Annotated in this window: 16 protein-coding genes; 5 read left to right on the top strand and 11 right to left on the bottom strand. The window is 37.8% G+C overall.

Annotated elements, in window-relative coordinates; genetic code table 11:
* Positions 1-324 precede the first annotated feature (324 nt).
* The 3 genes from ACCI49_RS00700 to ACCI49_RS00690 all read left to right on the top strand — a co-directional run bounded on the left by ACCI49_RS00700 (position 325) and on the right by ACCI49_RS00690 (position 2,649).
* Positions 325-1,584, top strand: a complete 1,260-nt coding sequence (locus ACCI49_RS00700; RefSeq protein WP_371837043.1) for a tyrosine-type recombinase/integrase — start codon at positions 325-327, stop codon at positions 1,582-1,584.
* A gap of 427 nt (positions 1,585-2,011) precedes the next feature.
* The gene (locus ACCI49_RS00695; RefSeq protein ID WP_371837042.1) at positions 2,012-2,281 is read left to right on the top strand and encodes a hypothetical protein; all 270 of its coding nucleotides are present in this window, start codon (positions 2,012-2,014) and stop codon (positions 2,279-2,281) included.
* On the top strand, positions 2,278-2,649 hold the full coding sequence (locus ACCI49_RS00690; protein ID WP_371837041.1) for a hypothetical protein: 372 nt from the start codon (positions 2,278-2,280) through the stop codon (positions 2,647-2,649). Before ACCI49_RS00695 ends, ACCI49_RS00690 begins: the two co-directional genes overlap by 4 nt.
* A 99-nt stretch (positions 2,650-2,748) precedes the next feature.
* Here the strand turns inward: ACCI49_RS00690 and ACCI49_RS00685 are convergent, their stop codons facing one another.
* The 11 genes from ACCI49_RS00685 to ACCI49_RS00635 all read right to left on the bottom strand — a co-directional run bounded on the left by ACCI49_RS00685 (position 2,749) and on the right by ACCI49_RS00635 (position 19,535).
* A complete protein-coding gene (locus tag ACCI49_RS00685) occupies positions 2,749-5,841 on the bottom strand; it encodes a putative type IV secretion/conjugal transfer ATPase (protein WP_371837040.1) in 3,093 nt (1,030 codons plus the stop codon).
* Positions 5,842-5,850: 9 nt separating this feature from the next.
* Positions 5,851-7,203: a hypothetical protein gene (locus ACCI49_RS00680; RefSeq protein WP_371837039.1), complete on the bottom strand. Its 1,353-nt coding sequence runs from the start codon at positions 7,201-7,203 to the stop codon at positions 5,851-5,853.
* Positions 7,164-7,823 (bottom strand): hypothetical protein, encoded by a 660-nt coding sequence (locus ACCI49_RS00675; protein WP_371837038.1) that lies wholly within the window; start codon positions 7,821-7,823, stop codon positions 7,164-7,166. Before ACCI49_RS00675 ends, ACCI49_RS00680 begins: the two co-directional genes overlap by 40 nt.
* Positions 7,824-7,936: 113 nt before the next feature.
* The gene (locus ACCI49_RS00670) at positions 7,937-8,359 is read right to left on the bottom strand and encodes a DUF6750 family protein (RefSeq protein ID WP_371837037.1); all 423 of its coding nucleotides are present in this window, start codon (positions 8,357-8,359) and stop codon (positions 7,937-7,939) included.
* Positions 8,360-8,435: 76 nt separating this feature from the next.
* Positions 8,436-8,969 (bottom strand): hypothetical protein, encoded by a 534-nt coding sequence (locus ACCI49_RS00665; protein WP_371837036.1) that lies wholly within the window; start codon positions 8,967-8,969, stop codon positions 8,436-8,438.
* A gap of 25 nt (positions 8,970-8,994) precedes the next feature.
* Entirely contained in the window at positions 8,995-9,975 is a 981-nt protein-coding gene (locus tag ACCI49_RS00660) for a hypothetical protein (protein WP_371837035.1), read from the bottom strand.
* Between the two features lie 116 nt (positions 9,976-10,091).
* On the bottom strand, positions 10,092-16,742 hold the full coding sequence (locus tag ACCI49_RS00655) for a hypothetical protein (RefSeq protein ID WP_371837034.1): 6,651 nt from the start codon (positions 16,740-16,742) through the stop codon (positions 10,092-10,094).
* Positions 16,742-17,665 carry a DotH/IcmK family type IV secretion protein gene (locus tag ACCI49_RS00650; RefSeq protein WP_371837033.1) on the bottom strand — a complete coding sequence of 308 codons (924 nt, stop codon included), beginning with the start codon at positions 17,663-17,665 and terminating at the stop codon, positions 16,742-16,744. Before ACCI49_RS00650 ends, ACCI49_RS00655 begins: the two co-directional genes overlap by 1 nt.
* A gap of 14 nt (positions 17,666-17,679) precedes the next feature.
* The gene (locus ACCI49_RS00645) at positions 17,680-18,414 is read right to left on the bottom strand and encodes a DotI/IcmL family type IV secretion protein (protein ID WP_371837032.1); all 735 of its coding nucleotides are present in this window, start codon (positions 18,412-18,414) and stop codon (positions 17,680-17,682) included.
* A gap of 10 nt (positions 18,415-18,424) precedes the next feature.
* Positions 18,425-19,090 carry a DotI/IcmL family type IV secretion protein gene (locus ACCI49_RS00640; RefSeq protein WP_371837031.1) on the bottom strand — a complete coding sequence of 222 codons (666 nt, stop codon included), beginning with the start codon at positions 19,088-19,090 and terminating at the stop codon, positions 18,425-18,427.
* Positions 19,083-19,535 carry a hypothetical protein gene (locus tag ACCI49_RS00635; RefSeq protein WP_371837030.1) on the bottom strand — a complete coding sequence of 151 codons (453 nt, stop codon included), beginning with the start codon at positions 19,533-19,535 and terminating at the stop codon, positions 19,083-19,085. Before ACCI49_RS00635 ends, ACCI49_RS00640 begins: the two co-directional genes overlap by 8 nt.
* A 183-nt stretch (positions 19,536-19,718) precedes the next feature.
* Here ACCI49_RS00635 and ACCI49_RS00630 point away from each other — a divergent pair, with 183 nt between their 5' ends.
* Both ACCI49_RS00630 and ACCI49_RS00625 read left to right on the top strand, forming a co-directional pair.
* On the top strand, positions 19,719-20,888 hold the full coding sequence (locus ACCI49_RS00630; protein WP_371837029.1) for a DsbA family protein: 1,170 nt from the start codon (positions 19,719-19,721) through the stop codon (positions 20,886-20,888).
* A gap of 107 nt (positions 20,889-20,995) precedes the next feature.
* The gene (locus tag ACCI49_RS00625) at positions 20,996-22,483 is read left to right on the top strand and encodes a hypothetical protein (protein ID WP_371837028.1); all 1,488 of its coding nucleotides are present in this window, start codon (positions 20,996-20,998) and stop codon (positions 22,481-22,483) included.
* Positions 22,484-22,490: the final 7 nt, after the last annotated feature.

Genomic DNA, 22,490 nt, shown 5'->3' with positions numbered 1-22,490 from the left:
AGGATGAGCTCTATAAGCGCCGCTATCCAAAGAATATAATCGATCAAAAAATGATCGATTTCCCGTCAGATGAACCAGCTGCTTTCCTACCGATAGTATAAATATACCAGTATGGCAGATATACCACCAGTATGATAAAAAGTACAAACCCGCTGTTAACGGTTCTTAACAGCGGAATTAAGGTTAAGTTATGATAAAATTAAGAGGAAACACTGAACAGATGAGCCGTGTGATCAGGATCAACAACGAAGGATGGGGCCGGCATTAGACCAGAGATATAACACCCAACGATTGCCAATAGTAGATTTATAAGAAGTAATACATATGAAAAACGCTATAGCTAACTGGAGCACCGATTTCCAGAAGTCCGTATTCCAGGAGTTAATCGAGAGAGATGTTGATCAGTCCAAATTTAAAAATGTTAACCATTTAAACAGTCTACAATGGACGCCAGAAAATGATTGGTTAGCTGCAAAGTCCTTCGTATCTAAAAAGTCGGGTTCAAAAGCAACAGAGCGCCGATACACGCGAGAAATATACCGCCTATTCCTATGGATGCGCCATCTAAATGACTTGTGTTTGAAAGAAGTGACGCCAGAAGACATTGAAGAATATCTTAGGTTCTGTATAAATCCACCATCATCCTGGTGCTCAAAGAAAGGAGGTAATGCTCCAATAACATCTAGAGAGTGGAGGCCTTTTAAGGATAAGCAGAAGCCGTCCGTCAATAGTATTCAAAACACATTATCAATTTTAAAAAGCTTTTTCTCATATCTCAAGGATGTACAGTATGTTACTGGCGATCCTACACGAGATATTTCTGGAGAATTTCGCTCAAGTATTATGGCTGCAGCGGCCGTAAAGAGCACATATCTAAATCACGAGTACCCCTGTAAGCCAGCGAGAAATCCCGAAGGCCTAACCCATGTTCAGTGGCTATGTTTGTTAGAAAGTATTGAGGAAATGCCAACAAGAACTGTTGTGCAACAGCTGAAATACGAAAGAGCGCGATATATAGTGAGGATGTTGTACTATACAGGTTTAAGAAGTGATGAAGCGAGAACTCATACTCACAAGTCCTTTTCGTATGATAGCGTACGGAAAATCTGGAAGATCACAGTATATGGTAAGGGTTCGAAAAAGAGAGTTCTTCCGATCCACCAAGAGCTTCTTGACTCAATTAAGCGTTTTCGAGATTTTCATGGATTATCATGTCTGCCAGGTACTGATAAATTACCTATTTTTCCTAATTATAGAATCTATGAACCCAATAATAAGCATGGAGGCGAGACTAAAGAATTTTCAAACCCCATGAGTGAAAGTGGAGCAATGGAGCTTCTAAAGTCTTTGTATATGCTTGCCGATAAACGGATGAAAGAGAACTATCCCAAAGAGGAATCACAGGCGTCAATTTCCTATCATGAAGCCACTCTACATACACTGAGGCATTCCCGGGCTAGACATCTTATTTTTAATGATGGCGTGGATTTGAGGGTGGTTCAAGCTTTTCTAGGGCATAGTAAGATTATGACAACACAACTATATACAGAACCATCCATGGATGACTTATTAAAAACCATGTGATAGAACCAAAAAAGTGTAGTTTATTAATAATTTTCTTAGACATTTGTATTTACAGAATATATGTTGTCAATGTACGGATTCCAAATTGATTTTTGGGAAAATTGAGAGGGTTTAGTAGATGACTAAAGTAATTCTAAAGCGAGCTACCTTCGCTTTAATCCCTTTAATAATTATGTTGATAGCTCTAAATGTACTAGATATTCATTACAACTTGGGGCCTCTTACATTATATCCTGAAAAAGAAAAGGTACCGATACTGGAGAGTATTACGTATTCAATTCTTTATACTGCTATATTTTCTTTAATTGCGAGTATAGTATCTGTAAAAATAGATAAAAGTAAATCTCAACCTCAGGGCATAAACTAGTAACATCAGATAGGATTTGGTTACCTATATTAAGATTGAAGTAAATTTTAATGGTAATATATGCATAAAAAAGAATCCGGATATAAACTAAAGAAAATTAGAGAATTAGCAGCTAAAGGACATATTGTTGATCCGGTTATTATCGACTGTGAAAGCGTTTTCACTTTTCGTTTTAGTATAAAAAATACTATAGGTGATAGGAAAAATTGCGTATTGATTACGGTAAAAGGCGCTGAGCCAAGAGAGTTTAAAAGGGTTTTAACCTATACAAGAGTCCTAAAGAAAGCCGGCATAGAAATATGGCGAGTTAAGAAACGAGGAAAGGTATGAGTTCTCAAATTGATAGTTTTACGAATGCAATAGTACGATGTCTAGTTTTCATTGAGCTAGCACCATACTGGGAAGATTATAAAAATATGGTATTTACAAATACTGATATTGAAAGGATTTCTGCTAGAGTAAAAACTGTAAATATAGAATTAGACGATGAACATTTGCGTGCAGAAATAATCAAGTTCTATAATTGTCTAAAAACTGACTGGAATATTGGAATAAGCCAAGTGCTCAATTCGATACAGCTAATTGATTCAGGGGAAAAATTGAATTTACATAAAATTCTAAGTGAGATTGTAACCTCAAAAGAAAGGTCAAACGCTGGAATAGAAAAAGCACTTAACCTTATTACTCGGGAAATATAGTTAAGCCTGAATATGTAAAGTTCATTTCTGATAATAGTTTATGAGTTAGGAGCCAGGCATGATGTAAACTGGCTCCTAATGAACAAAAACAAAATGCTATTATGCGGCTTCCTCTCTTGCTCTTGCATTATGAATTGCTAATAAATCCTGCACAATCTCATTGAGAATACCCTTAGGTGTTTCTTCAGATTCTGCATCACGACTGCTCAAGTCCTCACCCTGATAGGATTTCTTTCTTTGAGAGAGTCCAGCTAGAGCTTTACGTTTTTCAATCTCCTGATCGAGATTGCCATCACTATGAAATTCTACCAACAGTTTTCGTGCTTCCAAATCACCTATCTCTCCAGCCAGTGTATCTCTGACATATCCATCATCTGAAGAGCTATTGCAAGCCCACAAAAAAGTAGGACCCTGAGTGCTCATTAGAAGCTGTTCAAAGTTGCCTTTTTCTGTTTCATTAATACTAAGCAATGTTGCACCATGCTTGTTGGGCTTTCTTAGTGATTCGTTCAAATGTTGTGTCATTGTTGCACTCAGCTTAAAAGTCTTTGCAACTTCTATGCAGTTGGCTTTATTACCACCACCTAATATAAATGTGTTAGTAGCAAGCCTAACAGACTCCTCAGAAAAATCATCAGGTAACTGGCTGGCCTGCATTATCTCTACTTTCCATTTACGGCCTTCGCGTATTGAACGATCGAGCTGATCCTCAACCATCTTCAACCCTTTAACCCTATGCTTCTCATCAATACAGAAGCGTTTTGGAGTCTTCTTAATACTATCTACGTATTGCTTATGGTACGGGCGATAATCAACATTGTAATTACCCACCTTTCCATCCATCTCCCCTAAGTGCTCCTTTCCTGTGAAAAACCTATTCGAAAGAACGTAGTAAGCGACCATGTACATCAAACCGACACGTCTACTGGAATCTGCACCTTGACCTTTAGCTACTTCATCTAAATCCAAGCTAACGATCCTAGCTTCTCCTAAATCAAACTTTGTTTCCTCGGCGATTATGGGATACTTATTGATGGATTCAGTTAATTTTCTCCAAAAGAACTTAGGTAATGATTCTGTTGTCGACTCAACATGTGCATCTCCGTAAATTGATGTAATCCTAGAATCATTTACTAGTCTAGAGATGTCACCGAGATTTGGAACCGCATATCTTTGGGCTAAACTTGCTTCATGGGAAAAATTATTTTTATAGAGAAAATCTACAACATCCCACCATTTTGATTTACCCCTAACGTATGTAAACCCACTTCTTTCTAGAAGCGAGTCAATTATAGGAGCCACCTTCGGCTGATAAATCTTTGCAGACTTTCGCTCTGAATATACCGAATAGGCTAGTTCAACTATTGAATCAGCCATTCCCGTAATACCATCAGGAGGACTTGATTTATCATCTGGTGTTGCAAGATAACTCAAAAAGTTAACTAAAAAATCCTTCTGATTAGATAATGGTTTTCTAAGGCCCAATCTTGTATCGAAAACATTAACTGCATACTCTTTTGTATTAAGCAATCGCTCGTACATTGCTAAATGTCTTTTTTCTTTTGGAAGCGCCCCTCGAAGTAAAGAAATTAGTCCACGACTAGATGGACCGATGTCAAGTATAGAGATGTAAGGTAGCTCTGTTGAGTCCGGACTTAAAATAAGAGATAAATTGCTGTAATTCATAAACATGGACTTTCCATAACCCATTGGAGCAAATATCAAAGTGGTCCATGCTGACTGAAGTTTTGAATATGGTTGATAAGGTATTATCTTACCATCTGGTGTACGTAACGGCTGAGATCCAGATTTCCAAGGGCTAGCGGGTCTGGTTAGTGGGGCCATTTTGAGTGCATCATACAGGGGAGCTGCGGATGGATTCGCTATTGAACCCATAACCGCACCTGGGGTAGAACTCATCATAGACTCCAGAGGATCACCTTCTGCCGGAGCAACATCGCAAACCCCCCACCCTTGTATACTCCGAGCTAGAATCGCCCGGCGCATATCTAATAGCTCTTTGTCCTCAGCTGGGGCCCAAGTGCAAAATGCTATTTGCAATTTTACAATTTCTTCTCCACTATCTCTTAATTCTGTTAACCTCTTTTTTACTTCAACTAAATATCTATTTTCTGGAGCTCCAGGAGTAAATTGCATATAAGAAGCTAAAAGTTCTTTGAACCCAAGTACGCTCATACCATCATTTCGTATTTGGATACTCATTCTCCATGGAATTTTTTCATTGTTTAGCCGCTTGAAAAGTGCTTGGAAAGGTTCTGGAGATTTAGGCTGTAGTTCAATTGTTATTGGTGCAAATGCTATATTACCAACTTTAACAGTAGCATGATCAATATCTTCAGATGCCCTGGGAAATAGCTGATCCGATAAGCGGGGCCAGAGAAAACCACTACAATCTGGCTTATAACTATTATCCAATCTATATGGTATGGGGTCTCCAGGTAATGAAGGCAGCCATTCATCAGATGTGAATTCACTATCTATACTTAATCTAATTTCGCGGAGAAAGTCATGAACATTAAGTACCTGAGTGGTAATAGATACATTTTTTAGATCTTCACAAAACTCTGATACAAAAGATTTATGCCTAGCAGATATCATACCTGCCCCCATGCCAAGATCTTGTGCATCGTTTGCTAAGGGCATACCCTTTCTTTCAACAGCTTTTCGCTTACCTGCGACCCGCTTCTCGTCTTTTGAAAGACCATTCATATTTGAATATAAGAGGAGAATAGCTCGTTCTTTTTGACAATATGTTTCTAACACTTCTTTTTGTTCTTTTATTAAATCTCCAAGCTCTAATTCATTAATTTGAGCAGCTCTTTCTACAGGACCATAGATCTCCTCTACCTCCCGCCTAATCCCATCTGAATCGCGTAGAAAATAAAATACAGGGTAATGGCAACCATCAGACATATATGCCATTAGCTTTCTCTCAACTTCATCTAAGATCTCAGAAAATTCTTCCTCTAGAACAGCTTTTGAAACTCCGCTAATTGTGATAGCCGTAAGTAAACTACCGTCATTCATTACAAGAGTTGAATCATCTTGTATAGTTTCAATATCAATAAATGACCGTGGATTTGATTTCAATAGGCGATTAGCCCATTGGAAAGTACAATCAAAAAGATAAAAGATTTTATCCGTTATAGTTTCTACTGGAGCGTAGCGCATAAATTATCCTTATATCGAAATTTTAATTGAATTATTTGACTGATCAATTTTCTGATCATAAAAGTCAATTACATTGTCTAGTGCGCGGGTATCAATTTGATGGATGAAATCCAAGACTCCTCGCTCCATAACGATTTGCATGAATTGAGAGAAAGAAGGAGATTTTGGAATATGACGCTTTTCAATATCGTCAGATTCGCTCATAGGAGAAATCAGTCCTGACTTAAAAGCTATATCAGGAATTTGATAACCAGATTTAGTCTGATTTTTAACAAGTAATCTACCGTACCCAAAATCTGATATTACATCAGGATTATTCTTCTCCAATTCATATGCCTTTTCAAGACAGATTGCATTATCTGTTCCCAAAATCCACATTGATATAGTTAATGAAAAAAAATTTGAAGATGTTGAAAAATCCTGAAGATAAGCCATAGATGTCCATAGACTTTCACAATAAATTCCGAAGGAGTACGAACTCTCTAAATAATTAGAATTCCCAAAATCTGGGATTGAAACAGGTACTGGAGCGTAACCATCACAAGATAATATTTGTGAAATATCAACTTCTGCGTATTTATATAGCCAAAAGTATTCTTTTACAGTGACCCAAATATTTTTTGAGTTGAAATTGCTTATTTTAAACAATCGCTCAGCCAAATCATCCTTAAAGTTTACATAAACACTCAACAATAAAGGTTTGTTGTAATTTGATATCCACTCAAAAAGTTTGTGTTTCCCTAATTCAATAATTACGGACGGTATTTTTTTCCAAGTTCCAATCGGTATTTGTTGCTCCAATAAATATCTAGAATATTGAGATCTGTGAAATAACAGAGGTGTACAATATCTTTGGTTAAATAATCTAGAACGTTTACCTTTGTGTCTTCTAATTATTGACTCTAAGGCCTCGATAAAAACTTGCTCATCGGCTGTAACATAAAGATTAGGTAAATACTTATACCTAATCTCATCATTTAGAAAATCTTTTCTGTACTCAAAATGACCTGTTTGTATTGAATGGTAATTCATAACACTTTCGAAAATTACAGCTAAATGTGCAACTTGAGTACTATTTGTTGAATTGTGTAAACCCAGTTCTTTTAAGAGATTTGATATAGGAGTAAAAAGATAATTAGAACTTTTAATATTAGTAACTTTTACAACCTTTTGGGTTACTATATCATTGCAGTTGCTATGGTCAGTATTGGCCAACCAAAGTACGTCGGAAGGTAATTCTTTTACAGATAAAAAATAGAAAGGTGTATCTTTACTAATACATGCCCATCCTGATGCTGGAGATTTAACATCATCAAAAGCTATTACTCCAAAACGTTGCTTGCAACTGTAACCTTTTGGCACATTGCCTCCAAATCCTCATTGATATTATGAAAGGATGCGGCATTCCAAAATCGTATCTGTGGCTCAAATACAATTTCGTTTGGCCAATATTTCAAGTTAGAGAATAGCTGATCTCCAGTTTCCATTAACTTCGGTGGTAAATGCTTATATATGTCAGCAAACTCTTGTACATCTCCAGAAGTAAATCCAGGTATAATATATGAGACCGGTTCTACAAGGTCAGATAATATTAAACTTACAAGCCTATTTGCGCTTTGTGAGAATTGGTTTTCTCGATATTTTGCAACAAATGACCATAAAGCAAGCGAACTAATTTGGCCTTGAGTTAAATCTGGACAGTAAAATATAAATCCATGATTGGGTCGTCCATTCACCTTCCTACCAACATACTGAGACTGAGCACAAATGTTACATAAAATATGATTCTTATCTTCTATGTAACATACCTCCATGTAACCAGATTTAACCTCTTGGTGAGGGCGAGATATAAGCCCGCAACAATCACAGGTAAAATTATTTTTTCGAAGTAACTGAAACTCAGTTGTATCAGGATTCCAGTTAAGAGAATCCTTTTCAGGAGCTTCAAATTCTTCTCTTTTTAAAGCTTTAATATAATACATGCGATAGACATAGAATATATGGTATGAAATATCCTGGGGTAAAAGCTACTACTGTACTCTCTACACCATACCCCAGGATAATCCTATAACATTGTTAATTTATATATCGTTGTTTACTGGATAATCTGACCTTGTAGGCCTTGAGACGCATCTGAGCCGATCAAAGAAACATTGACGATACTTATAATAGTTGGGATGGCAAACAATAAAGCCCCTATGATACCCATCGTAATGTATCCGCCAATACTTTCACCTTGGCTTTTGGCTGTCCGCCCCTTTACAAAAGCAACAATCATAAAACAAATACCGACAAAAGCAGCGATTCGAAGAGCACCACTAGTTAATCCAGTAGTTTGATCACCTGTGTTGTTGCCCAAGTCTCCGATTGTAGGTGTAGCATGGCTTAGATCTGATGTAAGCGATAGAACTGGAATCATAAGCATCATTAATCCGATATGAGCTCTTCGTCCCAAATCATCATATCCTTGCTTTAACTTCAAGCCAACCCGCTTTGAGTGGTTGATAAGGTCTTTCATAAATCTATTCCTTTCATTGAGTTTAAGATACCAAATTAAATTTGCTAATGATTATCAAATGGTACGAAACTAAAATTCAAAATTTGAAGTAATTTGTTCCAACCGGAATCGCACCAATAGAAACGGCTAATACATCCGCAAAAACATAAAAGTTCGTAGCGATTGAACCAGCCAATACGAAGGTTAAACCAGAACCAAACCAACCTGGCTGGTCGTATTTAGGCCCAACTCTCCAACGCCAGATCCCTCTGGCGGCCGCAATCCAGCCGAATACATTGATAATTGCAACGAGTGCCTGAATCGCAACTCTGGTGTTGTCACCAGTTACGGGTACATAACTATCAATAATCTTTGGGTCAGAAGCAGAGCCCAGAAATGATACTGATACTATGTCTACCGCTGTTGGTAGAGACAACAATAAACTTCCAAATATTAGACCTGCTATTGTTGATGGTAATGGAGGTTGTCCACGGCGCCCATTTGTCACTTGATTAACTAATGAGCCGAAAACCGCCGCTATGCCAATAAAACCAGCTACAAGGAAAATGGCATTTTGTATACCTGGTAGGTTGTTAGCTACATTAATTATATATGTGACAACATCTTCCACGAAATTTACTCCACAAACAATTTATTTAATTATTAATAACACATGATGTGGTGATTACTTTTCTAGTTTCCGGACGAATATCAGTTACCGAACCACAACCTGGGATATTAAATCCACGTGTAACTCTAAGTGGCTTTCCAGTATTAATGTTTCGAATAAAAGCGACGTTTTCTGAAGCGGCATTAACAGACCACATAGATTCTGTTTGGACTTCCAACCTATGAACTTTAATACTTTCCTTTGTACTTACGGGATCACCTTCAAGTTTACTAATACGGTTGTGATACCAACCAGAATTTTTCTCTAGTTTATCTAAACGCTTTGTCATAGAGATAACAACTTGCTTCTGCTCATTAAGATCTTTTCTTAAGTCTTGCAAGGTAATTTTTAGATCTACGAGAGCTTTTGATATATCAGTGTTAGCTGATTTATTCTTACTTGCCTTTAGTTTGCTAATATCATCAGAATTATTCTTTACAGCGAGGAGAAACACATCAAGCTCCTCTTTACTAACTTCTGCACCACGAATACGGCGTAAATCTTCTCTAAGTTCTTCTCGTGTAGGGTAATTCTGAAGAAGTAAGGTCGCTATTAAATCATGATGGTCGTTAATCTTTACTCCTTCGGTACCATTCTCAACGGATAAACCTATACCCTTATTTTCATTCTGTTTAGCCTCATCATTAACATCCTCCGTCTTTTCGCCTTTTTGTTCTGACGTTTCTGACACTAGTGTTTGCAGCGAAACTGAATTACTCTCACTACCACTGGCGCCCGACAGGCCACTAGAAAATTCTATCGAACTGTCGTTTGTGAATACGAAAAGGCCAACAGACACCAATATTAAAACTATTAAGAAAGAAACTAATAGTTTCCTTGTCCACAAAAAGGTAGGTTTACTGGCTGCATCCTCATTTTCTTTTTCAGTTTCATTGTCTTTTTCAAAGTCCTGCATAAACCCAGATGCTTCTACCTCATTTCTATTTGAAGGCATATCATTACCCATTTTACTCACCAGTCTGTCGTCATAGAACGGTCTGTCGTTATAGAACGTAATTTCTCAACGTTGCATACACACATCAATAAAAAAATAGAGAAATCGACACTTTTTTGGTAGGAGCGCTAGTTAGCGCTCCCCTTAATGTCATCAAACAGCATGATAGCCATTTCTTCACCGGGGTTGATCCAAGCAGTAGAAGGGCGATTAACATTATCTGAAAATGCATCAGCGAATCGCTCGCCGACTTTTCCTAGCGATCGAATGAATAGCTTGTCACCTTCAAGGCCTGTAGTAGTCACCCTAGTTCCCGTTGAAGATGTGCTTTCTTCCCGAGTTCCCGATTCACCTGCGGCTTCAGACGCGCCTTCTAATAAAGAGGATAAGAATAAACCTCCATATCGATACCAATAATGATGGTCTACATCAGACGCCAGTGCAGGTCTAGCGGTAGCTGGGTCAAGGGCTACACCCTTCATAGGTACACAGTCACCTTTGATAGGACACATTTTATTAAAAGTTAAAACCATATGGTCATAAACAAGCTCTGAGGTCCCCATAGCTGTTGCATTGTATAATGGGTGGTCATATGGTAAGCCAACAATACTTACGGCAACTTCCGTACTGAAATCACTGTTTACCTGGTAATCAGTTAATGCGTATAACATTCTTCCAGCTTTCTCGTACACAACTTCCTGATTTGATCCCGTTCCTTCTCCACCATCAGAATTTAAAGCTCCATCGTTACTATTTTCTTCAGTATCTTCATCAATACCTGAATTTGCAGTTCCACCAATCGAAACATACTCACTTTGAACATCACGACTAATATGGCTTTTAACCTTATTAAGTCTATTCCTCATTGCTGTTTTCACCACAGCATAACGACGCTGGAGCCTTTGAGCTGAAGCTTCATCCAACTGAATGGGTACATCATGATTTCCTGATCCCTGACTATTAGTATTTTGTGATGAAGCTGTTGAGGGTTCATTTCTATTCGGATTTTGAACTACTGTATCATCAGCATAATAAGTTTCATTAGATTCCTTTGTCGTTGCGTTGGTATCAATACTTTTGTTTCCCTTACTAGCTGGAGACCGGACGTTAGTATCTGATGCTTCAACAGTTTTCTTAAATCCTGCATTAGATCGAACAGATGAAGTAGATTTTCCAGTTCGTATATCTATCGATTCACCATCTTCATTTACAAGACCACCATCGTCGGCAAGTGTTACGGAGCGTTTATTCTCATCAACAATTGGCTGACCATTCCGATCAACAATTTCACCGTCTTCTGAAATATATATTTCTTGGCCTCTATACCTGATCGCCCTTCCATATTTATCAACTATCTTGCCACTTTCATCTGTATAAACAGGTTTACTATTAACTCTTACAAGTTGACCATCTGAATTAACAATCTGGCCATCTTCAGTCCGATATAAATCAGTTCCAGAAATTTTAGTTAATTTTCCTCCTGAAGTTATTAGTTCGCCTTTATTATCAATCAACGTGCCTGTTTCACTCGTTAAGATATTTCCTTGAATTGGAGTGCCGTTTCTATCAAGAAGTGAGCCAGTCGTAGCATCTAAATATACGCTTTTACCTCTGGAGTCAGTTACAGGCCTACCATTTTCATAATAAAGCCTGCCATCATCACCTGTGTACACACTCCGGCCGTTGTGTTTAATTACCCTTCCCTCATGGTCTACGAGCCGTCCATCGGCTGTCTGGTAGATATCAGAGTCACCAACACGCTTTATTGCATTCGATACTGACTTACCATCAGATCCAACTAAGACTCCATCACCGTCAGCTAACAAACTGTCATTTATAAGATTGCCATTTCGGTCAATTAACTCCCCTTTTGGGCTTAGAAAAACAGATCGTCCTTCTTTGTCTGTGACTGGATTTCCTTCAGAGTCAAAGATCTGTCCATTCTCCGCGACATGAACATTCTTCCCATTATATGTAATCGCTCTTCCTTCCTTATCTAACAGAGAGCCGTCTCGCGTTACAAATAGATCCGAAGATGCTATTTTCTTCATTTCACTAGACGGAACCGTAGTGAGATTATTCGCATTTATAGGTTTGCTCTCAGCAGAAAGGAGATCCTCAGTTACTATATTACCGTTCTCATCTACTAATCTTCCCTGATTGTCCATATAAACAGTACGACCATCAGAGGTCTGAACTTTGTTGCCGTTAGAATCAAATAGTGATCCATCATCATTTTTAAATACGTTCAGGCCTTTATACTTAACAGGCTTCCCATCAAGTGTTGTAAGTTGTTCTTGGCCAGGAAGTAACTTCCCACTTAATCCATTTGTAGAAGAAACATGAAATCTAGGGTCGTCAATTACCTCTCCAGATTCATCAATTAAACGTCCATTTTTATCTACACGTATCCTTTTTCCATCATTTGTATATATTTGGGCTCCTTTAGAATCAACTAAGTAACCTTCATTATCTCTGTATACATCTTCACCTTTAAAGCGTATATTTTTACCGTTTTTTGATACTAGTTTTTGTGCCCCTCTATTAATCCCATCTTTAACGAATGTTTTACTCTTGACTATAAATTTGTCAGATGGTTGTACCTTTCCATCTTCATCTATTATTTGACCGCTATTATCAACAAATAGCTTTTTACCTGAAGATGACAGAATAGGTTTTCCATGGCCATCAATAAGTGATCCGTCAGATGACTTATAGACATCTCGGTCCTGGTAGGTGACATTCTCGCCGGATTTAGTTGTTAGCTTCTCTCTACCTTGTTTCAACCCAGATGATATTCTCTTACCTGAATAATCCGTTAAAATTTCCTCTTCAATCAAATTTCCGGACTTGTCTACCAGGTTACCTTCAGCATTCTTAAAAATTTCCAAACCATCTTTAGATAAAATAACATTACCATCTTGATCAATAATACGTCCCTCATGATCGGTAAATACAGCTCTGCCATCATGGAAAACTTGATTCCCATTAGAGTCCGTAACCTCATAGCGAGAAGAAGCATCTCCTTGAATGAATTTTCTTTTATTGATTTTCTCTAAAATATCTTCATCGACAATATTTCCTTCTTTGTCTCTAATATTTCCATCCTTATCAATAAATATCGCCCTGCCATCCTTTGTTTTAATCAACTTGCCTTCGTCGTCTACTACTCGCCCTTCATTATCAATGAAAACATTTTTTCCTTTATACTTTAATTGAGATCCATCTTTAGAGATGGCTTTATTTACAGAGTTTATACCTCCAGAATTAACTAATGGGGTACTATCACCAATTGTAAATATATCTTCGACTACTTTTGTACCACTGCTATCTACAAGAACGCCGCTATCATTCACATATATTTTTTTACCTTCTGAAGTTAAAATTGCGTTGCCCTTACGGTCCACTAGTGATCCGTCTGCAGATTTAAACACATCATCATTTTTATATTTGATTTTCTGCCCGCCAGAGGTAACAAGCTTTTCGTTACCTATTTTGACATCATCTTTGACAAATGATACTTCTTCTACTGTTACTATATCATCATCAACAGGTCGCCCATCACTATCAATTAAAGAGCCATCATCATTAACAAATATTTTCTTACCTTCCCGAGTAAGTATTTGGTTCCCAAACTTATCTATTAAAGAACCATCTGAGCTCTTGTAAACATCAGAGCCTTGAAACTTAATTGATGCACCATCTTTTGTTGTAAGCTTTTCAGGTCCATTTCTTAGTCCACTACTAATATTTTCACCAGAAACAGTTTTTAAAATATTCTCATCGATTAAAGCGCCATTCTCATCTACCAGGTCGCCATTATTATCAACAAATATATTTCGCCCATTAGATGTAGTAACTGGTTTTCCATTACTATCTAAAAGTATACCGTCCAGCCCTCTGAAAACTTCCTTACCTTCATGTAAAACAGAATTACCTTCTTCATCTGTTAATAGGTGAACGCTTGTTATTTCGCCTGGAGAAATATTTCTCTCAGTTATTTCTTCAAATATATCTTCTGTAAGGATGTTTCCATTGGTATCAATGATGTTCCCATTTCCATCCAATAGTAGTGAACGGCCATCAGAAGTTAATACCTCATTTCCATCTTCATCTACAATATTACCATTTTCAGTAACATATACCTGTTTCCCATTAACAGACAACGGATTGCCGCTCTTTGACAACATTTTCCTTAATGACTGAATTCCACCAGAATTTGTTAGATATCTAGATTTATTAGTATTTAGGATGTCATTATTAACAGGGTTACCATCAATATCGGTTAAGGTTCCATCTTCATTTAGGAATATCTCCTTACCGTCTCCGGTTTTTATGGAGTTTCCTTTCTCATCTACTAACTTTCCATTATCTGATATAAAAACATCTTTAGAACCATACCTGACATTATTACCATCAGAGCCTATCAACTGCTTTCTAGTTATTAAGTCGCCACTTTTCACAAATCGATTTTCAGCTACAGTTAGAATATCTTCGTCAATAACTTGTCCATCTTTATTGACTAGATTCCCCTCATCATCGATGTAAAGCCTCTCTCCATTAGATGCCTTTACGGAATTACCATCTTGATCATATAGAGCACCGTCATCTCCTCTATATACATCTTTGCCATTAAACTTTACCGATTTTCCATCTTTGGTTACTACCTGCTCCCTACCGACAATTAAAGGCGAATTGACGATTTCACCCATATCGGTAGTAAGTATTTCAGAGCTAATCTTGGAACCTGACTCATCGATCAAATTACCATTTGAATCAACGTATATCTCTTTACCATCATTTGTAGTAATTCCTACTCCGGACCCATCCACAAGTCTTCCAGTAGAATCAATGAATACCTCTTTACCATCATAAAATACCTGCTCGCCAGTTGAGGTAGTAACCTTTCTACGTGTTGATAGTTCACCATTAACAACAGATCGTTCACCGGCCATTAAGTCAATTTCATCAACAATCTGGCCATTTTCGTCAACTAGATTTCCCTTGTCATCAATATAAATAGCACGACCATCTCTAGACAGAATCGGATCACCGTTAGAATCATATAACCGTCCTTCCTCTCCCTTATATACACCTTTTCCCTGGAAGGTTACGGGCTGCCCATCTTTCGTTACGACACGCTCCCTTATATTCTCTTGAATGACTTTTTTCCCGGAAGATGTTAGAAGCACTCCTTCATAGGAGGTTAGAATACCCACATCTTTTATAGAATTACCGGTACTATCTGTAATTCTACCGTCTAAAGTTAAATAAACTCGGTTTCCTGCTCTGTCAGTCACTTTATTGTGATCATAGGTTTCCAATCCTTGGCTTCCATCATCCCGGATCAAAGAAAAATCAATAAAGGTATCTTTATCGTTAAATTTAACTGGTTTACCTGTGTCATCGGATAGAAGCCCATCCGATGTGATATATATATCTGATGTTCCTCTTCGCTCTAAACGTCCTCTCCGAGTGATCATTTGACCGTGACGATCTAAAGCAACACCATCTGATATTTTTAACAATCCAGATTGTGTACTTCCTTTCCCAACATCTACTCTAAGACTTCCCTGTTCAGTTAGATAAACATCAGCTTCATTTCTGTTTTTTACAATCTGTCCAGATGTTGTTAACAATTTTCGTCCAGGCCCAATTCGTACTTTTGAACCATAATGAGTAACGGGTAGACCATAACCATCAACTAGAGCCCCGGATTTCGTTTTAAAAATATCGCTATTAGCTATCTTCTCAAGATTGACAAGAGGGCGGGTAAGTAATCCATCATTGTCTATTAAAATTCCCTCGTAGCTAAAGAGAATTCCTGGCTGTTTAAATTTCTTACCAGAAACATTAACTAAATGTCCGGCATTATTTTGATATACTGCTTGCTGCTCCCAGCCTACATCCATACCTGACCGATTGAGAAGTTTCCTTTCATCGTTTTGATAAACAAATGCCCCGGAATGACGTGTAGGCTTCCCATCCATTGTTACTATTTGCCCCTCCTTCGTGATATACAAATCACTACGGGCGATTCGTTGCATATTTCCAGGTCGAGTTGCAAGCCGACCATCAGCTATGATGATCTCTCCTTTAGACATTTGGAGATCACCATGCATAGGTACTCTGCGTGTCTGTCTATCAATAATTTCGCCATTTTTACCTAGATATAGCGGCTCCTTATCTTTTGAAAGAAGGGAAATTCCCTTTTCATCTAATAACTGGCCAGCCTCCTGCATAAATATAGGAGATCCTCTAAATAGCAAGCCAACACCATCTTGGCCCATCAATTGGCCATTAATGGATACATATATATCTGAGTTGGAAACGCGCATATTGTCACGAGGTGAGCTATCTTTGTCCGTTATCCCAAGACGCCTTATCGCGGCAATTAGTTGTTCATCACTAATAGTGCAACCACAATTGTCAATATCTGTTCCTTCTTCACCTCCTATAGGCTCCTCATCGAACGTAAAAGGTATCGCTACTCCTCCTTCAGTCGATTTTGCCTTCTCATACCTTTCTTCGTTTTCTAGTCTTTTAGCCTCTCTGTATGCCTCAGAGGTTTCTGCATCAGCAGAAACCTGCACTGCAGATGCATCCAGCCTACCAGTTGTGACCTTTACACTGTCATCCGGCTTGAGATACATATAAGCAGCAACACCAGCAGCACACAACGTAATTAAAACTAAAAATCCAATAAGGTATGCACCCCTCATTTCTGGGGAGAAAAAACCATACCGAGAAACTCTTTGCTTAATATCAGTATCACTCATTAATTATTTCTCCCCTTAAGAATCACTTTTTTTTCATATCCAGTTTCGCTTGTCATTATAAGAACTGGAATATCACTTAAACGATATGCAGAATATCCGTTAGGACCGTGGTGCACAGCCCTGGGTAAAGGGGCAGAGGGTGTATATGATGTTCTAACATATACACTTCCATCAAACTTCCAAGCCTCAACATCTGGATCCGTAGTTTCTAATGCCTCAAAATTGTCTGGAGCAACACCGAGTACAATATTTTTTAGCAGCAAATCTGAATCAATATTATCCACTGAAAAGATTGGAAGTGGCTTCGCTTGAGGCCCTTCTCTATCAATTTGGAGAATTGGTGATGGGTGATATTTTTCTATACTACTTCTAACTCGTACACTAATCGTAGTTTCTAGATCAGCAAGCGTAAAATTGATATTTGTTGTGCCAACTTCCTTCGTTGTATCAATTCGAACTACATTCAGATATTCATGATCTTCAATCTTACTAACCCGAAAGTCAGTTTTGTTTCCAGAAATAACGGCAGAAATAGGCCATGGTTGCCCAGTAGAATCGATTACATTTAGTGCAGAAGTATGCAAAGGTGCTACGTAAATATATTGCGGTTTTGCACCAGGTTTTGTAGAAACAGAAATTATATCTGTGATTGTGTCAGGTTCCTTATTATCAAATAGCAGATTTATTCGTTCCCTCTCTTTTTCCATCCAGATCTTTTCCTGCTCAGCTGTAGTTGGGAATGTTTCTTCTAACAGAGTCTCAAAGGCACGATTTGAAATAACTTCTTTGGGTATGTGATCAGCAGACGATTTATCTGATACTAACTTATGAAGATCATCAGCATCTGTTTGCTTCTCAGCGGAAAAACAAAGATTAGTTCCTAGAATGAAAAGGATTATTGTCGACCTTAATATAGATTTCACAATCACACGTCCCCTTAAGAACCTATTTCTTTAGCAAGATACTTGGAAATAACAACACCTGAAAGATTTCTTGCGCGAGAGGTACGCTCTACAACGATGGTTGAAACCATTTCAGTGCCATTGGCAACATATTCACCTCCACCCAGATATTGGATAATTCTCATCTCAACAACCCAGGTGAATTTTCCGTTAACCACTTTCGCTGATAATATTTTGGGGGCTTCCTTTGGTTCCGACCACATAGTTAAGCGTTCGGCCTTCACCTTCTCAAGGCTCTTTGATGCGAGTAGTGCTCTTTGGTACTCATCAAAAGCTTCAACCGTAAAGTCAGCTCTTTGAGACTGGATGTGATCAACATAATCAGTGAAGGACAGTCGGTGGATATCATTCACCTTTTCAGCTGCCCAATTTAGAACTTCAGTCTCTGTTAATGAAGGATCACGTACAGACATAAGTGGGACCACCCTCCCATCTTCATCAACTGCGTAGCTTAATGTTTCAGGGGGTCTTGTTAGAACATAAGCCAAAGTCGCTGACACAGCAGCAGCAGCAGCAAGAGAAAACAAGAGCGCAAAAAGGGTCAGTTTGGAAAAGTTTTTTCTCCATTCCTTATCATCAAAAACAATCTGTGCCGAGGCAGGCACTTCGTTGCCTGGCATATGCCTAGCTGATCTCTGCTCTAACTTCTTTTGCTCCTCCAGTCTGGCATTTTGGTGTTTCTTTACAGCTTCATCTAATTTGTTTGTCATTGTAAGCACCTTATTCAATAACTCCGAAGACTCTAACTTTAAGACCCTCTAAGGATTCGTCTCTACGTGTTTGCTCAAGAGTTACAGAAACTATTTTTTTTACCGTTGAGGACGTGTCAGAGGCTCCCTGAATAGTTTGCAAAATAGGAATCTCAAGTCTCCAATTGATATTTCCATTCAACATATATTTTTCTAATAGACGAGGTTCATCTTTATTTATGGCTGTAATGATCAATCCTTCAGACTTTATTGTTTCGATAACCTCATTATCTATTAACGACTGCTGGTAAAGAGTCCATCCATCATCAACGAAGAAGTCTCTCCTTCTACGTATTTGTTCACTATATTTTTTAAAATGTAATGAAAGTAAATCTGAGACTTTGTCTTTTGCCCAATGGATAGCTTGACGGTCTGTAACAGGCGGATTTCTGTTTGGTGTTACCTTTGATACATATCCCTTATTATCGTTAGTGAAAGTGATTAATGATGGTGGGAATGATGCTTTGACTCCCATCAACGATGTGATTATTAATGTATAGACGCACAAATAATTTGTGAGAATTAAATTTCTTCTTGAATTACAGTCATTTTTCCGATTTTCTATGTATTGTTTCTCTACAGCTTCTGGTGATATGAGATACGTCTTATGTTTTAAGCTACGCTCATTGCTATGCACGTTGTTCTCCATATTTTTCATTACGCATAACGATAGAAATACCAGAACTCTGCATGAGGTAAGCAAACGAACGGATTATCTTTAATTTAAATTCTATCGGAGTATTTATCCAACTATCGGGAAAATTGAAAATTGCACCAACTTCCAAAGTTGGAGTTTTCTTCAGTGAAATGCTGATGCAAATATTTACAGGAAAGAATCCTATTCCGTCATTAATGGAATTTTCGTGAGAATCTTCGTTGGTCTTTCCCTCTTCCAATCTCCCTATATGCAAGTGGGCAGCATGAATGAGAGCATATATTACAGACACTTGATCTTTAGGATCTAGACCAAAAAATTCCTGCGGAAACTCAGTTCTTGAATCAATCTTATGTTTATCACAGGCGTCAATGTCCATCCTTGTTGGAAGGGCAAAATTAAGCTCTTTGAGTGATACTTCATTCATGTTGATCCATCCCCTTTTAGATATGGATGATTATTCAGAAATGATTTGTTAACAGACAAGAAAAAACTGCACTTTTCGGCACTTTTCTATGCGTGAAATATCTCTTCCTAATTACTATTGTCAGTAGAGTTTTAATTTTTCGCGCTACACGCATATATATGGCGCATAAGGGTAGGAAACAAAATGAATGTGAATCACTCCAAACATGCCGAACCACGGCACAATGCAAAACCATCAAGAGCACGCTTAGCTGGCGGTATGGGTGTGCTTCTAATCACCAGTCTATTAACAATAGTTTTAGGAACAATTAAATTTTCCAATAACGATTGTACTGATGGCTGTAATGAAGCTGAATTTTATGGCCATTCCGGTGATGTAGTACTAAAGCAAGAGAAGATGAACGCCCAATCTCTTATCAATAAATACTATGGGTCTCATATTAAAGCTACCGAGATCAAGCGCGGCCCCTCCGGCACCGTTATCATTACAGCTCAAGATAAATTGAAGTCGAAAACTTTAAACCTGGTAATGCTCCCAGATCAACAATTCCTTATTGAAGGGACCATATACTCTCCATATGCAGCATCAGAGCAAATTACAAAATCCCAAAATGGCACAGTAAGGACTAAGGAAATTTTAGATGATCAACTTAGAGCATCTAAACATGAGATGAAAAATACTTTGGCAGCGGTGCTTAAGAACGGAGGTAGCAAAGAACAAGTAATAAAGTCAACTGAAGATGCAATTAAGCGGCATGTAGAAAACACGTCAAAGGCAAAGTATGAATATAATGCTAACCTATTAAGTTCATCACCAGAGTCCAATATATCTAATAGGACTGCGCAGCTGCCTCGAAACAACACTGTTATAAACAATGAAGAACTATTTATAGAAATAGAGAATTCTAGTTGGATTAGTGAAGGAACGAGCAATAAAATTCTTTATGTATTTTTTGACTTTCGATGTTCAGCATGCGCCGAGGCGCATACCTATCTTGAAGAACATATTAGAAAGGACCAAATACAAGTCAGATATATTCCTGTTGGTGTTCTTGGTCCTGATTCTCAAATGCTGGCATCACTGAGTCTATCTCCAACAAGTAATGATGCACGACTTAAGTTAATGAAGAATTTATTAAATCCTAAGTCTTTAGCATACTTGAAAAATAAGGGTTCCACAGATGTAGAGAAACATGGTCAATTATCCGCCTTAAAAAATTTCAAACTTCTTTTGAGTACTAAGCGCCCAGTTACTCCAACCTTTGCATACCGAACACCTGCTGGAAGCCAAGTTTCAATCCTAACGTCAAAGGAACAACTATCTAACGTAGTTGATACTATTGTTGAGCTTTAATTGCAGTATATATATGGCAATTGTGCCCTCTTTATGAACATATTGAGGGTTCCGGCTGTTAAAGTAATACGAGGCTAACTATTACTCACTGGTTGAGTCGATCGACAATGGATACCCTAAAAGTAGCAAGTGCCCATATAAATCCAACTCAAGGAAACTGGCGAGGTACATTTGAGAGCCTAACTAATAATTTGTACGAAATCCCTACGGTTATATCTGGTTCTGTAAATATTCAAGCTGCGCATAACTGGTTAGCACTTGTATCTAAGATATATCCTGAGCATATGTGTAAGCGAATGATTTCTCAGGCATCAGGTCTTGGTGCTCACGACATTCGAACACTTATTGCACATGATAGGAATGAATATTACCCGACAGATTCAGCTATGGAGATTTATGAAAGAAAAAGATTAACAACTATAGTTGCACCTAATAATCCTAATTTTGAAAAAGATAAAATTCTTACATCGATCGCAAGAAAATATCTTTTAGATAAATACGGAGTGGAGAGGAATTCGAGTATTGAAAGAGCTATGTCTACAACAGATAACAACCGTAATGTAGGTTGGTTGGTTGGGCAACCTGGGATGATAGGCTCAACCCCGAATGAGAATTTTCTGTTCGATATACAAAGAGACTCAAATGTAGATACTGTGAGTCAAAGCGATTTAATCCGTCTGCATTATTATGATCTAGTAGGAAATAATCTCGGATTTAGCTCAAACCACCTAAATCTGGTGAAAATGGCTGTAGATGAATCATTTTTAGATTCTCTAGTGACCCTTACACAAATATCAAAAGATTGCCGCGAGAGCATTAGCAAAATTGGCATTGAATTAGAGAATCTACCGGAGTCAAAATTTAAAGTCCGAGTTCATTCAATTGAAAAGCAGCCAGATTTATATAAAGAGATAATGTCGTCGGGGAAAAAACATTGGAAAAATATTATTAATGGTAATGATCCAGAAAAGAAAATAGATCCCCCATTATATCTTACAGAAAATCGCAAAGCAGTATATGTTGAAAAAGCCAAAAATTTCGTGTCAGCCTGTCAGACAGAAAAGGCTGCAACTGATGCAAGAATTGATGCCGCGTCAGATTTCATATCATCAATGAAAGGATTTGATATATCTGACAATTTTTCCCCCCCGTACTTAGGCGCGTTAATTAGAAAATACGATTATTTTGATTCGGAATCTGCTGCTACATACATGGAGCAAAATTTAGGTGTTGATCCTGCACATATACGCAATCAGCAACTTAATATAGACAGGTTAAAGGAGGAGTTCATCCGAATGGGTGGTGATATATCGAGATTCTATGAAACATCTACCCCTGATAAGGCTTCAATTGAAACCTGTGCAGAACAGATTGGGCTTGATCTTTCATCCTTCTATTTAAGAAAAATGAAAGCAATCGTAAATCCAAAGACTAGAGGGCCTATTTTCGATGCAATCATGCAAGTGCGTAATTCGGTCTCATGTAAGGTTACCGAATTAAATAATGAGATATCTCATTCTCCGTTAATGGACAATAAGAACCTTGTGGCAGATGTGTCAACATCACGTACAACACAGCAAAAAATTAAGATATGAGGTGGTT

Origin of the sequence: Microbulbifer epialgicus (assembly GCF_041447265.1) — a bacterium.
In the GTDB taxonomy this organism is placed as follows: Bacteria; Pseudomonadota; Gammaproteobacteria; order Pseudomonadales; family Cellvibrionaceae; genus Microbulbifer; species Microbulbifer epialgicus.
The sequence above is the reverse complement of the archived record's forward strand: the minus strand, read 5'-3'. Positions and strand labels throughout refer to the sequence as shown.

What these genes read in the sequence shown, in the direction of transcription:
- ACCI49_RS00700 (WP_371837043.1), top strand. Translation starts at nt 325, where the DNA reads ATGAAAAACGCTATAGCTAACTGGAGCACCGATTTCCAGAAGTCCGTA.
- ACCI49_RS00695 (WP_371837042.1), top strand. Translation starts at nt 2,012, where the DNA reads ATGCATAAAAAAGAATCCGGATATAAACTAAAGAAAATTAGAGAATTA.
- ACCI49_RS00690 (WP_371837041.1), top strand. Translation starts at nt 2,278, where the DNA reads ATGAGTTCTCAAATTGATAGTTTTACGAATGCAATAGTACGATGTCTA.
- ACCI49_RS00685 (WP_371837040.1), bottom strand. Translation starts at nt 5,841, where the DNA reads ATGCGCTACGCTCCAGTAGAAACTATAACGGATAAAATCTTTTATCTT.
- ACCI49_RS00675 (WP_371837038.1), bottom strand. Translation starts at nt 7,823, where the DNA reads ATGTATTATATTAAAGCTTTAAAAAGAGAAGAATTTGAAGCTCCTGAA.
- ACCI49_RS00670 (WP_371837037.1), bottom strand. Translation starts at nt 8,359, where the DNA reads ATGAAAGACCTTATCAACCACTCAAAGCGGGTTGGCTTGAAGTTAAAG.
- ACCI49_RS00660 (WP_371837035.1), bottom strand. Translation starts at nt 9,975, where the DNA reads ATGGGTAATGATATGCCTTCAAATAGAAATGAGGTAGAAGCATCTGGG.
- ACCI49_RS00655 (WP_371837034.1), bottom strand. Translation starts at nt 16,742, where the DNA reads ATGAGTGATACTGATATTAAGCAAAGAGTTTCTCGGTATGGTTTTTTC.
- ACCI49_RS00645 (WP_371837032.1), bottom strand. Translation starts at nt 18,414, where the DNA reads ATGACAAACAAATTAGATGAAGCTGTAAAGAAACACCAAAATGCCAGA.
- ACCI49_RS00635 (WP_371837030.1), bottom strand. Translation starts at nt 19,535, where the DNA reads ATGAATGAAGTATCACTCAAAGAGCTTAATTTTGCCCTTCCAACAAGG.
- ACCI49_RS00630 (WP_371837029.1), top strand. Translation starts at nt 19,719, where the DNA reads ATGAATGTGAATCACTCCAAACATGCCGAACCACGGCACAATGCAAAA.
- ACCI49_RS00625 (WP_371837028.1), top strand. Translation starts at nt 20,996, where the DNA reads ATGGATACCCTAAAAGTAGCAAGTGCCCATATAAATCCAACTCAAGGA.